This is a genomic window from Amycolatopsis sp. PS_44_ISF1, assembly GCF_032335455.1.
Classification (GTDB): Bacteria; Actinomycetota; Actinomycetes; order Mycobacteriales; family Pseudonocardiaceae; genus Amycolatopsis.
This window is the reverse complement of record NZ_JANUXO010000005.1, coordinates 216280-230338: the sequence shown is the minus strand read 5'-3', so window position 1 is coordinate 230338 and position 14059 is coordinate 216280. Positions and strand designations below refer to the sequence as shown.

Here is a 14059-nt window from a genome sequence, read left to right as displayed (position 1 = left end):
CGACTCCATGATCCGGGCGGTCTCGTCGTGCCCGAGATGCCAAGTAGGCACAGGTGCGTCATCTTCACAGTGCAAACGCAACATTCGGATACCCATTCGTGATGACTTCACACCGTCAAGCCGATTCGTCCATCATCTGCACCAGGCTCGTCGGTCGCATGTCCGTCCAGTTCTCTTCGACATAGGTCATGCAAGTTGCCCGGCTATCCGGTCCGAACACGGTTTTCCACCCGGCCGGGACCTCGACGAACTCCGGCCAGAGCGAATGCTGCCCTTCGTCGTTGACTAGCACCAGATATTGGCCGTTCTCGTCTTCGAACGGGTTGGTCATGGCTATTTTCCTTCCTGGTCGGCCTTTCGAAGTCTCACCGGCTCGCCACAGCAAGCAGGCCGGCGACCGTTGGGGCGTCGAAAAACCTTTCCATCGGAACTTTGATCCCGAATTCGCTCCGGACCCGGTCAAGCAACCGGCAGACCAGCAGCGAACTGCCGCCTGCGTCGAAGAAGACGTCGTGCGAACCGATCCGCTCGACTCCGAGAATCTCGGCGAACGTCTTCCTCAGCCGTTTCTCGAGCCCTGGGGCGGGCGCCAGCCCTTTCCGGTCGTGAACCGCGGCAAGCTCGGTTCCGGCTTCATCGATGAACTCGAGCGAACCGCTTGCCGCCCACCGCGCCAGTACACCTGTGCGATACATCCGAGCACCGACCTCGCCGAACGGACAGGCCACGAACCGCTCGGCGGTCAGGCCCGCACGACCCACGTATCCCCGCCCCACGTCACCCACGTACAACTCCCCCACCACACCAATCGGCACCAACCGCAACCCACCGTCCAGGACATACGCGGTGCGCCCTGGAGCAGGTGTCACGAGCGAACTGGGCCGGTCACCGCAAGGAGATGACCTCAGCACAGGCCCGACCTCGACGGTCGCACCCCAGGCCAGCGGCCCCAGCAGTTCCGCGAGGTCCCCCCGGTCTGCGTCCGCCGACTGCATGAGGACGCGATCCTTTTCTCCCCGTTCTGCGCGTGCGCCGTATCCGTCGGCGAAGCCTTCTAGAGCCTCATAGGTGACCAGGACCCCGTTCGCGATGCCCCGGCACCCGACGTATGCTGCGGCGCTCGAGACGACGACAGGGAGCGAACTTTCCTCGGCTCCGGCGCAGCCGATCGGTGAGGAGGCGATCAGGGAAATCACAGGGACTTCGCCACCCTGCGACTCGCCCGCGTGTGTTCCATCGCCGAGAACGGCGACGACCTGAAGTGGACCGGTTCCGACAGAGGTATCAGCCTGGACGTACATCGCTCCGGCTTTCACGACGCTCACCATGCCTACCAGGAGTTCGACCGGGCCAGCCGCCGCCACGGCGACCGCAGTTTCCGGTCCCGCCCCCGCCGCGACCAACAGGCGGGCGAGCCGGCCAGACCTGGCATCGAGTTCGGCGTAGCTGAGCCGACTACTGCCGGTCACGACCGCGTTGCGGTGCGGGGTCAGCCGCGCCTGCCGCGAAATACGATCCGCGAGCGACCGCTCTGGCCGAGCCGCCTGGGGCACGAGTTGCTTTCGTTCGTTTTCCAGCAGGATGTCCAGCCGGCCGACGGCGAGGTCCGGGTCGTCCGCCACCTGCCGCAGCAGGCCGGTCAACCGATCGGCGATCCGCTCGACTGTGATCCGGCTGAAGACGTCCGTCGCGAATTCGATGTCCCCGTTGAGTCCTGCCGGTTCTCCCATCGAGGTGACCTGCTCCGCCACGCCGACCGTCAGGTCGTACTTGGCGGTGTCGTTCGTCAGATCCTTCTCAGCGGTCCGCAATCCCGGCAGCGTCGGCCCGCTGCCGTCGTGGTTGCGCACAGTTAGGAGGATCTGGAACAGGGGATATCGGGCCCCTGACCTCGTCGGGTTGACCAGCTCGACCACGCGTTGGAAGGGCAGCAACTGGTTGCTGTAGGCGGCAAGATTCGTCTGCCTTACGCGTCGGACGAGCTCCCGGAACCCGGGGTCACCCGAGGTGTCCGTGCGCACCAGCAGGGTGTTAGTGAAGAACCCGATCAAGGAGGCGAGCTCGTCCTCGGTGCGTCCTGACGCCGACATGGCGACGGGGATGTCCGTGCCGGCGCCCATTCGCGTCAGCAACGCGGCCCACGCGGCCTGCACCACCATCATGAGCGTGGCACCGAGCTCCTGGGCCAGCGCCGAGAGCTTCCGATGGACGTCGGCAGGCACCGTGAAGATAACGTCGCCACCGCGATGATCACGAGTCGCCGGGTACGGCCAGTCGAAGGGCAGCTTCAAGAACTCGGGCACCCCGTGCAGCGCGGTCCGCCAGAAATCGACCTGACGGGCGAGGAAGCCGTCCGAGCCGTCCGGCCGCTGTCCTACCATCGCGTGCTGCCAGAGCGCGTAGTCGGCGTACCGGACCGGCAGCGGCACCCAGCTGGGTTCCTCACCAGCTAAGCGGGCGGTGTAGGCGGTTTCCAGTTCCTTCCAGAACACCTTGAACGACCAGCCGTCGGCGGCGATGTGGTGCACGAGGAACAGGAGAACGTATTCGTCCGGGGCTTCGACGAACAGCCAGAATCTGAGCGGCGGCTCCACTCGCAGATCGAACTCATACGAAGCAGCCCTCATCACCTCGTCCTGCACGTCCTCGGGCGCGCAGCCGACCTCGGTCCAGCCCGTCATGACCTCGTCTGCGCTCATGACGTCCTGGTACGGGACGCCGTTCTCCGCGGGAAACCGCGTCCGGAGCGGTTCGTGCCGCTGGACCACATCTGCTAGCGCGGCACGCAGAGCCTGCCGGTCGAGGTCCCCGGAGATCCGCAGTTCCATTGGGATGTTGAAGATCGCGTTGGAGCCGAACAGTTCACGTCCGAACCATTGCCGCTGTTGTCCGAAGGACAACGGCAGTCGGCGAGAGCAATCGTTCAACCTCGTCAACGGGGGACGGCCGACGCCGGACGCCGCGACTTCGGGCAGCCGAGCGGCGAGCCCGGCGACTGTAGGCGTCTCGAAGAGGCTCTGGATACTGATCTCGACGTCGAGCACGGACCGGATCCGACTCACCAAGCGCGTCGCCAGGAGCGAGTGCCCGCCCAGTGCGAAGAAATCGTCGTCGACTCCGACCACATCCGTGCCGAGCAGCTCAGCGAACAAGTCGCAGAGGATCTTCTCCCGTGGAGTGTCTGGCACCCGCCGGATACCCTCGGCTGCGCTCGGGCGTGGCAGCGCGTTCCGGTCCAGCTTTCCGTTCGACGTTAGCGGAAAGCGATCAAGGACGACGAATTCGGCAGGCACCATGTACCGTGGAACGGCCGCACCGACGAAGGCACGGAGCTCCTCAGTCGTCGGCGCCTTATCAGCGTCCGCGAGCACGTACGCCACCAGCCGATTTCCAGTCGCATCCCCCTCGATCAGGAGTACGGCGGCTCGGAGTACCCCAGGATGTCGGCACAGGACGTGCTCGACCTCTCCCGGTTCGATCCGAAAGCCACGCACCTTGAGTTGGCCGTCAGTCCTCCCCATGAACTCAAGCTCGCCTGTCGCCGGCCTGCGCCGGGCCAGGTCACCGGTCCGGTACATCCGCTCACTCGGTGTTCCGAAGGGATTGGCCACGAAGCGCTCCGCCGTCGAGGCGGTGCTTCCGGCGTACCCTCGGGCCAGTCCGGGCCCGGCTAAGTAGAGCTCGCCGACCATTCCTGCCGGGAGCGGGTTCAGGCGGCGGTCGAGCACGAAGATCCCGCAGTTGTCCATCGGGCGTCCGATGGACACCCGGGCTCCCTCGAGAGGCGCCGCGAGGACGGTCTGGGTCACCTGGACCGTCGCCTCGGTGGGTCCATAGGCATAACGCACCGTGATGTCTGGGTTGGTGGCCAGTACCTGGTTCACCGCGTGCGGCGTGACGACGTCCCCCCCGGTCATCACCTCACGAAGGACGGCGAGCGACTGCGGAGACTCCTCCGCGACCACCTGGAAGAGGCCGGCGGACAGGGAAACGGCAGTGACCTCTTCCTCGACCAGCAGCCGTTCGAGAGTCTCGATCTCCAGGTTCGGCGTCGGGGCTACCACCACGCAGCCACCGCGGAGCAGCGGCACCCAGATCTCGTAGGTGCTCACGTCGAACGCGTACGACGCTGCCATCAGCACGCGTTCGTGGCCCGTCTCGTCCCAGCATCGATCCCCTGCCAGGTTCAGAACTCCGCGATGAGTGACACAAACACCCTTAGGGTGCCCAGTTGATCCGGAGGTGAACATCACGTATGCGAGGCGGTCGGGATGGCCGCCGGTCGTCGGGTCGTCGGCGATTCCCTCGCCGAGCGCCGCATCGTCGACGGTCACGACACGTGCGCACACCGGGAGTTTGCCAGTGTTCGTCACGGCGTCCGTCAGCACAGTCGCCGCGCCTGCCGTGTCGATCGCGTACTGCTGCCGGGCGAAGGGATCCGCGCTGTTCAGCGGCAGGTAACACCCGCCAGCCTTGATGATCGCCAGCAGAGTGACGATCAGGTCCGCAGACCTGGCCATCAGCACGGCGACCGGCTCCTCCGGGCGTAGTCCCAACGCCAGTAGCCGCCGGGCGAGCCGGTTCGAGCGGACATCTAGATCCTGGTAGGTGAGGCTGATTCCGGCCGACCGGACGGCCACCGCCTCCGGCGTTCGTGCCACCTGCTCGGCGAAATGCCGCTGGAGGGTCGCGTCTTCAGCGAGATGCCGGGTGCGGGTCAGATTCCGCCCGGTCAGCTGGGGCTCTCGCTCGGTCGCGTCGAGGACGTTCAGCTCGGCGATACGGGCGGCTGGCTGCTCCGCCACGGAGGTCATCAACCGACACAGAGCACCTGCCATGGCGGCGGCCGTCTCCAGGTCGAGCTGGTCCAGCCGGAACTCGAGCCGCCCGGCGATACCGCCACATACTCCCTCTGAGGTCCGGACCTCCTCCATGCCGACGTCGAGATCGAATTTCGCGACCCCGGTCCGGAACGGGACGATCCGCACTTCGGTCCCGTCGAGCTTGAACGTCGCGGACACCCGGTCACCGAGGGAGAACACAATCTGGAACAGGGGCGAACCCGCCCGGGTCCGGACCGGGTTGACGGCTTCGACGACCTTCTCGAACGGCGCGTCCTGGTTCGCGAAAGCGGCCAGGTCGACGTCTCGCACCCGGTGCAGCAGCTCGAGAAACGTCGGATTTCCCGAGGTGTCAGTGCGCAGCACCAGTGTGTTGGTGAAGTAACCGATGAGCTCATCGAGCGCCTGATCGGAGCGCCCTGAAACGACCGTGCCCAGCGGCAGGTCCTCGACACCGCCCAGCCTCGCGATCAGCGCCGCCAGGGAAGCGTGGACAAGCATGAACATCGTCACCCCGGCCTGGCGCGCGATCTCGGCTAGGCGGCCGTGCACACCCGCGTCCAGCTCGAACGTGACGAACCCGCTCGTGGGCTCCGTGGCCGCCGCCGGGGACAGCACGGGCAAAGCAGGGTCGGCCGGTAAGTCCGCCAGCGTGGAAACCCAGTGGGCGAGCTGCTTCGAAATCAGGCTTTCGGGGTCGGACGGCTCACCCAGCAGCTCGTGTTGCCACAGGGTGTAGTCCGCGTACTGGATGGGCAGTTCCGGCCACTCCGGCTCGGATCCCGCCCGTCGTGCCTCGTAGGCGACTTCGAGGTCGCGCCGGAAGACGTCTTCGGACCAACCGTCGTTGGCGATGTGGTGGGTCACGACGACCAGCACATCCCCGGGCGCTCCTCGCGCCAGGAGCTCCGCTCGCATGGGCAGGTCGAGCCGAAGGTCGAACGGCCGCGCGACCACTGCGGCGACCGCAGCTTCCACGTCGTCCGAAACGACCTCGGAGGTGGTCATGACCGGACCGACTCGGGGTGCGCGGACGACGTGCTGACGCACCTCTCCGTTCACCTCGATGAAGAGGGTGCGCAGGCTTTCGTGCCGGATGACCACGTCTCGCAGGGCAGCGCCCAGCGCCGTCCGGTCGACCGGTCCTCCGAAGTGCAGGACGAACGGAACGTGGTAGGCGCCGTCGTCACCGCTGAACTTGTGGAGGAACCACAGCCCTCGTTGTGCGTAGGACAAAGGGATCACTGCAGCACTCCCTCGATCGTGCGGCGGCGCAATGCGGGTCGAGCGGGGTTCCGCGAGACTTCCAGCGCTTCGGACAACCGCGCCACGGTGGGAGCGTCGAACAGGTCCCGCATCGACGCCTCGGCCCGTAGCGACGATCGGATGCGCGCCAGCAGCTTGGTGGCAAGGAGCGAATGCCCGCCGAGTTCGAAAAAGCCGTCGTCGATCCCGACGCGCTCGAGCCCGAGGACGTCGGCGAACAGCTCGCACAGGACCTCTTCACGGGAACTGCGGGGAGCCCGCCCTTCCCGCCCGGTCGCCGCCGGTGCCGGCAGAGCTGTGCGATCAACCTTCTCGTTGGAGTTCAGCGGTATCTCCTCGAGCAGCACGAAGACGGACGGCACCATGTGCCCAGGCAGCACGGACGTGGCCGCAGCCTGCAGCTCCGCTTCGTCGACGTCGGAACCGACGTCGCGGGCATAGTAGGCGACGAGCCGCTGATCCCCCGGACGGTCTTCGCGAACCACCACGACCGCTTGTTGGACACCGGGTACGCCTCTTAGCACCTGTTCGATCTCGCCGGGCTCGATGCGGAAGCCGCGGATCTTCACCTGGTCGTCACTCCGGCCGACGAACTCCAGCACACCGTCCGCCGTCCACCGCACCAGATCGCCGGTGCGATACATCCGAGCACCGCTCCCACCAAACGGGCAAGCCACAAACCGCTCGGCGGTCAGCGCGGCCCGACCGATGTAACCTCGCCCCACACCCGCACCACTCACGTACAACTCCCCCACCACACCGACCGGCACCAACCGCAACCCTCCGTCGAGGACATACACCCCGACGTTCGAGAGCGGTGATCCGATGGGCGCACGGACCGATCGACCGAGCGGGTTTTCTTCCATGACCGAGATGGTCACGTCGTCCGAGCATTCAGCCGGTCCGTATACGTTGACGAGCGGGATGTCGGGGAAGCTCCGGAACCAACGAGCGAGCAAGTCCGCCGGCAGCTCCTCGCCGTGGACGAGCATCAGCCGCAACCCGCGCACGGACTCGGAGGTGATCTCGCCAGCGTCGAGTGCGTCCAGGATTCCCCCGAGCATCGTCGGCACGATCTGCACCAGGGTCACGCCGTGGTCGGCCAGGCAATGAACCATCGCCACTGGGTCGCGGGAGGTGGGCTCGTCCACGACGTGCACGCGCCCGCCGGCGACGAGCATGGTCAGGGTCTGCCAGATCGACACGTCGAAAGTCAGGGGTGCGTTGAAAGCCATCGTGTCGTGCTCATCGAGGTTGTACAGCTCAACAACCGCTGCGAGGTGATTCGCCAATCCTTGGTGTGGAACGAGGACACCTTTGGGCCTGCCGGTGGATCCGGAGGTGAACACGACGTAGGCGAGCTGACCCGGGTGTGGCAGTGCGTCGGGAACTTGCCAGGTGTCCTTCGCCTGGGCTTCGTCCAGCTGGAGCAGCTGTACCTTGTGGTCCGTCGCGTCGACAACGCGCTCAGCGTGCGCGCGCAGTTCAGGAGCGAAAAACAGGCATTCCGCACCAGCGTCGCTGAGCATCTGCCCGGCGCGCGCAGCCGGCGTGCCGACATCGATCGGCATATAAGCGCTGCCCGAGGCAAGCAGCCCCAGCGCGGCTGCGACGAACAGCGGGCTCCGGTCGGATACAATCCCCATCACGGCGTCCGGACCCGCGCCGGCGCCCTGGGCAGCACAGGCGACCTGTCCCGCGTACTCGACGAGCTCGCGGTAGGTCAGGTCACCACGGGTGTCCGAGACCGCCACCGCGTCAGGCTGGTCCTTCGCGATCCGGCGAACGATCTCGAAGAGAGCGAGCTCTTCGTAAGAACGGTCCGGTCCATTCCACTCCGTCAAGAGGTGGCGGCGCTCGTCCCGGACTAGCAGGTCGAAGTCCGACAGCCGCCGGTCGATGTCGGTGGTGGCCTGCCCCAGGACGCGTTGCAGACGGTCTCCCATCGCCACAACGGTCCCGCGGTCGAAGAGATCCTCGGCGTACTCCAGGATTACGCGCAGTTCCTGGGGTTCGCCTGAGCTGTTTCTGCTGACCTCGAAGTCCACCGAAAGGTCGAACTTGGCCGTGTCCACGGACTCCGGCCACTTCTCGACCTTGACTCCGGGCAACCTCAGTGGCTGCCGCCCAAAGCCGTCGTCCAGTGCAATCAGCACCTGGAACAGGGGGTGGTAAGCGGCTGACCGTTCGGGATTCAGCACTTCGACCAAGCGCTCGAATGGTGTGTCCTGGTGGGCATAGGCTTCCAGGGCGATCTTCCGAACGCGATCCAGCAACTGCCGGAAGGTGGGGTCGCCGGACAGGTCGGTGCGGAGGATCAGCGTGTTCACGAAGAACCCCACCAGCTCGTCCAGGCTCTCATCGGCGCGGCCAGCCACGACCGTGCCGAGCGGAATGTCGTCCCCTGCGCCACAGGCTTGGAGAGTCACCGCCACGGCGGCCTGGAGGACCATGAACAAGGTGCAGCCGGTGCTGCTGGCCAGTGCGAGGGTTGCTCGGTGCAGATCCGGCGGCAGCAGGAAGTCCACGGTTTCGCCTCGATAGCTGGGGACGGCCGGTCGCGGCCGGTCGAGCGGCAGGGCGGTCTGCTGTGGCATTCCTGCGAGCGCTTTTCGCCAGAACGCGATCTGGGACGATAGCAGGCTCGCCGGATCGTCGGCGGATCCCATGGTCTGTCGCTGCCACAGGCTGTAGTCGGCGTACTGCACCGGCAACGGCGTCCAGGCGGGCGGGTGCCTTTCGAGCCGTGAACGGTAGGCCTCGGCCAGGTCGAGCACCAAGGACCGCGTCGACCAGCCGTCGCTGGCGATGTGGTGCATCGCCAGGACGAGTACACGATCGCCGTGGCCGGTCAGAAGCAGTTCCGCTCGCGCCGGTGGCTCGGTAGCCAGGTTGAACGGACGTGTCACGACCGCTTCGACCGCGGACTCCACATCGGCGGCGTCGACCAGCCTGGCCGGCTGTAGAATCTCGGCGGGCTCCAGGACCCTTTGCTCCGGCTCCCCGTCGACCTCGACGAACACGGTGCGCAGGGTTTCGTGACGGCTGACGACATCGTGCAGCGCCGCGCTCAATGCGGGTTCGTCGACCGGTCCAGACAAGGTCCAGACTAGGGAAACGTGATAGGCGCTGCCCGCATCGCCGTACCGGTCGAGAAACCACAACCTGAACTGTGCGAACGAAAGAGGTATCCGATCGGGTCGGGTCATCGGGCGCAGTGGCGGCCAGCTGTTGTCCCCATCCGCGAAGAGCCCGCCGAGCCCTTGGACTGTCGGGCGGTCGAACACGTCGCGGATCGACAGTTCGACGGCCAGCTCCGTGCGGATCTTCGCGACGAGTTTGGCGACCAGCAGTGAGTGACCGCCGAGCTCGAAGAAGTTGTCGTCGATTCCCACGTGGTCGGCCCCGAGGACGTTCGCGAACAGGCTGCAGAGCACCTCGTCGCGCGGAGACCGCGGGCCGCTTCCGCGGCTCCCGGCTTTTTCCGGCGCCGGCAGGGCGGCACGATCCAGCTTGCCGTTCCGGGTGAGCGGCAGAATGTCGAGCCGCACGAACGCCGCAGGCACCATGTAGCCGGGGAGCCGGCTTGTTGCGACATCCACGAGTTCGCTCTCGGCGACCTCCGCGGTCCCGTCGGGGACGAAATACGCCACCAGGCGCTTGTCGCCTGGTCGGTCTTCCCGCACGACGACCACCGCTTGCCGGACACCGGTCACGGCGGACAAGGTCTGCTCGATGTCGCCGGGTTCGATCCTGAAGCCGCGGATCTTGACCTGATCGTCCACCCGGCCGGCGAATTCGAGATCACCGTCCGAATTCCACCGCACCAGGTCGCCGGTGCGGTACATCCGCTCTCCCGGCTGGGCAAAGGGGCAGGCGACGAACCGCTCGGCGGTCAGATCGGGCCGGGCCGCGTAACCACGCGCCACTGGAGCACCCGCGATGTACAGCTCACCAACCACGCCTTCCGGCACCAGACGCAGTCCCGCGTCCAGCACGAACACCCTCGTCCCCGTGATCGGCTTCCCGATCGGCAGCACTCCGGGCGCGATCGCTGCACCAGGCTCGATAGACCAGGACGTGCACCCGACGGTGGTCTCGGTCGGTCCGTACTCGTTCACCACCGCGACAGCCGGGTTTCGCTCGCGCCACACGTCGAGCAGCTCACCGATCAAGGATTCGCCACCCAGCACCAGCTGGGAAGACGGCGAGAAGACGGGCGGCAGCTCCAGGAGGAGCGAAAGATGACTCGGCGTCGCCTTCACGAACGTCGGCTTGGCCAGGCCGGTTCGCGCCTTGTCCTCTTCATCCAGGCCCAGCACGCGCACCGCACCGCCCGAGGTCAGCGGCCCGAGGAACCCGGTGACGGTTAGGTCGAACGACAGCGGGGAATGCAGCAACGCCTCGCCGGTGACGCTCCCATAGGTCTCATGGCACCAAGTGAGATAGACCGCCACCGAGCTGTGCTCGACGATCACGCCCTTGGGTTGTCCGGTGGACCCGGAGGTGAAGATGGCGTAGGCCGCATGAGCGGACGACAGCGGAGTCAGCCGTTCTTCGTCGGTGACGTCGTTCGAATCATGATCATGGGCCGCGAAGTTGGCCGGGCTGCCGACTGTCATGACGGGTGCCCCCGCCGGGTCCACTTGGCCGACGCCGTCGGCCCCAGTCAGCACGACGACCGGGCGAACCGCGCGAAGCATGTACGAAGCCCGCTCGGCGGGGTAGTCGAGATCGACCGGTAAGTAGGCCGCCCCGGTTTTCAGCACCGCGAGTGCACAAACCAGTTGTTCCATCGAGTGTGGAACGAGAAGTGCGACGTACTGCTCCGGGCCAGCACCACGACCGATTAGCGCCCGGGCTAGGCGGTTCGCTCGGGCATTGAGTTCGCGATAGCTGATCGAGTCGTTGCCAACGATTACCGCCGTGGCGTCCGGCGTTGAACGTGTCTGCCGTTCGAACATAGCCGACAGGGTCAGGGTGGCGTCTGCCATGCTCAAGACCTCCGAAAGGGAACGGGAATCGGGACGAAGGTCAGGGACGGACGACCGCGGCCGGCCAATCCTGAGGCTCGTCGACACGCGAGATCAGTGCGACGTCGCGGATGTCGTGGTGACCGAGCACCCACATCAGGAACCGCTCGATGCCCATGCCGAAGCCGGATGTCAGCATCGGCGCCTCTTCCTGCATCCGGACGTACCAGTCGTACTCGGCCTCGTCGACGCTGTGGAGTGCGATCGACTTGCGCAGCTCCCCGACATCGGTGTGCCGCTCGCCGGATCCGACGACCTCACCCATGCCGAAGAACAGATCGGCGTTCTTCGCTCGCTCGGCCGATTCGTCGGTGAAAGCCTGATAGAAGGGCACAGCCAGGCTGTCGAAATGCCGCACCCACACGAACTCGCTGACTCGGCGCATGAGCAGCAGTTCACCGCGACGGGTCAGGGTGCGCCAAGCACCTTCGTCGCGCACGGTACCGTCCACGTCACCGACGATCCGGACAGCTTCGTCGAAGGTCAGCTGCTCGAACGCCGCGTCACGATCGACCATTCGCTGCAGATGCGCTGTGCCTCTTCGTTCGACCTCCAATCGCGCTCCTGCGCGTTCGAGGACTGCAGCAGCCATCGCCTTGACGTAGCCGTCGACGTAGCGGATCAGGTCGTCCAGGTCGCCGACGATCTCGGCCTCGCTGTGTGTGAACTGCCCGAGATGGGTTTCATCCGGTTCCTCCGCACGGAAAGACGGCAGTATGTTGTAACAACCCGTCTGCGACACCCGGCACCCGTACTCCAAGGCGAACTGCATGGAGTCGGCAAGGTACGTCTTCACCCCGCTGACAGTCACCGGCACCGGCTCCGAGTCGCTTCCCAATGCCGTCGGGCACGTCACGGTCCGCGTCGTCAGCGGGAGGTAGAGACTCTTCAGCCCTTGCGCCGCCGCGTACTGCACGGTCGCCGACTGGATGATGTCGTGCAGATCGGCGATCAGGTGGAACCACGGACTGCGGATCGACTCGAGGAAAGCTCCCGGCTCGTTGAAGCTGGAAACAACCGGAGGACTCACAGAACCAGCAGACGACTCAAGCAACGGCATGAGCAGCTCTCCCTCTCCAGGCAGGTTCAGTCGTTCGCAGCAGGGGAAATGTTCTGATTGTGGTGGAACATGTTCAGTGGGTCGTAGCGCCGCTTGACGTCGGCGAGCCGGCGATACCGGTCATTGCCGTACAGTTCGGCAGTCCCGCCCTGGAACTCGTCCTGGACATAGTTGACGTAGGCACCACCATGGTGAGCCTCCCTCAACCGGTCGATGCTCTGCCGCGACCAGGCAGCATTTTCACCGTCCGCGCCGGGATCGGTCCACTGGGCCGAAGCGGTGTACATGTAAGGCGCGTCTCGGGCGGGGAAAGCAGAACCGGTTTCCGGTACCGCCGAAATGGCCCCACGAAGGTATTCGAAGTCGATCGAAGACGCAGGCGACCTCATGTCCCGCGCGGCTGCGATCATGCCAGCGATCGTCGTATCGCCGAGGCCGGTCAGGTAGCAAGACTTGGTGAAGTACCTGTTCCCGTGCGGTTCGCTGTGGTCACCGAGCCGCTGTAACTCGGCGTAAGACAGAGCCTGGACGAGTGCGGCGGCAGGCCGGACGTGATTGAAAAGCCTGGCATTTGCGCTCGCCCCAGAGCCAGGGCTGCCGAACCATGCTGCAGTGAGGAACAGAGCGGGTCTCGACCGGAGCTCGGAAGGAATCCATTCATCTGAGGCCGCGAACTTCAGGGCACCTGTCGCATGCATGTCGAGCGGCTGGCACTCGGCGAACTCACCGTAGCCGGCCAAGGCGCTCGCGGCCTCACTCAACGGATAGACACCCACGTGACGGTGAACAACCTCCACCGGTCGCAACCGCAGAGTGAAGCTTGTGACAACACCGAAGTTGCCTCCACCACCTCGGAGCGCCCACAAGAGGTCTTCATACCGCCCTTCACCGACCTCGGCCACCGAGCCGTCCGCCAACACCACCTCGGCTGCCAGGAGATGATCGCACGTCAGCCCGTACCTGCGAGCCAACCAGCCATACCCTCCGCCGAGCACTAGCCCACCCAAACCGGTGTGGGAAACCACGCCAGCCGGGCACGCGAGCCCATGTGAGGTGGTCGCAGCATCCAGGTCCCTCAACAGGCACCCACCTTGGGCGACGGCCACCCGCGCTTCGCTGTCGACTGTGACGTCCCGCATTGGCGAGAGGTCGATCATCACCGCGCCATCGGCTACAGCTGTCCCCGCGACGTTGTGACCACCTCCACGAACAGTGAGCGGCAGGTTTTCCCGGACGGCGTGGCGGACGACCGAACTCACCTCCGATGCCGTACGGCATCGGGCGATGAATGCCGGCGTCCGATCGTGCATCCCGTTCCAGACCCGACGAGCCGATTCGTACTCCGAACCACCCGGGAACAGAAGTTCGGCTTGAATAGCCGACCTTGCACTTCGCGCCAACTTGGGCACAACAACACGATCGTACATTCTTCCGATCCGATTCGCCTGATCAAATGCGACGAGAGTCCCCCAAGAAAACCCGCGTCGAAATTATCGAAACCAGCACAACGATTTCCCGTCAGCGACCCCGTCAGACCTCAACTATGCAAACCGACAACGAGCTCTATCGGTGGCACGAATGGGCATGAACGACAACCTGAACTGACGACACGTCAAGACGTAGCCGCAAACCGGGCACGGTGAAAGATTTAATACCTAAAACACTGTTCCCCATCGAGATATCCGCCCCTCGAACCAGTCTGATGGCAACGTTTTTCACCGTAGCAGCAGATTTGGTTAAGGTCAACGATCAACCAGAGCACATACTTTACACCGATGCTCGATTGACAGGCCACGGCACGTTCTGGTAATCGTTAAACGATCGACATGGGGAGTAGCATCGATGCAGCCCGGGGAGCC

At 65.3% G+C, this 14059-nt stretch carries 5 protein-coding genes; all 5 read right to left on the bottom strand.

The annotated features are described in order from the left end of the window. Positions 1-115: 115 nt before the first annotated feature. From NYF13_RS34565 to NYF13_RS34545, 5 genes are read right to left on the bottom strand one after another with little or no spacing between them, the layout of a single operon-like run. Complete coding sequence (locus tag NYF13_RS34565) at positions 116-331, bottom strand: MbtH family protein (protein ID WP_315662249.1); 216 nt, start codon at positions 329-331, stop codon at positions 116-118. A 34-nt stretch (positions 332-365) separates the two neighbouring features. Then, a complete protein-coding gene (locus NYF13_RS34560) occupies positions 366-6086 on the bottom strand; it encodes a non-ribosomal peptide synthetase (RefSeq protein WP_315662248.1) in 5721 nt (1906 codons plus the stop codon). Further along, positions 6083-11101, bottom strand: coding sequence for a non-ribosomal peptide synthetase (locus tag NYF13_RS34555; protein WP_315662247.1), 5019 nt, complete (start codon positions 11099-11101; stop codon positions 6083-6085). The genes NYF13_RS34560 and NYF13_RS34555 overlap by 4 nt, the downstream gene beginning before the upstream one ends. Before the next feature lie 40 nt (positions 11102-11141). Continuing rightward, positions 11142-12200, bottom strand: coding sequence for an amino acid--tRNA ligase-related protein (locus NYF13_RS34550; RefSeq protein WP_315662245.1), 1059 nt, complete (start codon positions 12198-12200; stop codon positions 11142-11144). Between the two features lie 26 nt (positions 12201-12226). Then, positions 12227-13627, bottom strand: a complete 1401-nt coding sequence (locus tag NYF13_RS34545) for an FAD-binding oxidoreductase (RefSeq protein WP_396287832.1) — start codon at positions 13625-13627, stop codon at positions 12227-12229. Positions 13628-14059: the final 432 nt, after the last annotated feature.

Excerpts from the sequence above, each read along its gene's own strand:
- NYF13_RS34550 (WP_315662245.1), bottom strand. The coding sequence starts at position 12,200 with ATGCCGTTGCTTGAGTCGTCTGCTGGTTCTGTGAGTCCTCCGGTTGTT.
- NYF13_RS34545 (WP_396287832.1), bottom strand. The coding sequence starts at position 13,627 with ATGTACGATCGTGTTGTTGTGCCCAAGTTGGCGCGAAGTGCAAGGTCG.
- NYF13_RS34555 (WP_315662247.1), bottom strand. The coding sequence starts at position 11,101 with ATGGCAGACGCCACCCTGACCCTGTCGGCTATGTTCGAACGGCAGACA.
- NYF13_RS34565 (WP_315662249.1), bottom strand. The coding sequence starts at position 331 with ATGACCAACCCGTTCGAAGACGAGAACGGCCAATATCTGGTGCTAGTC.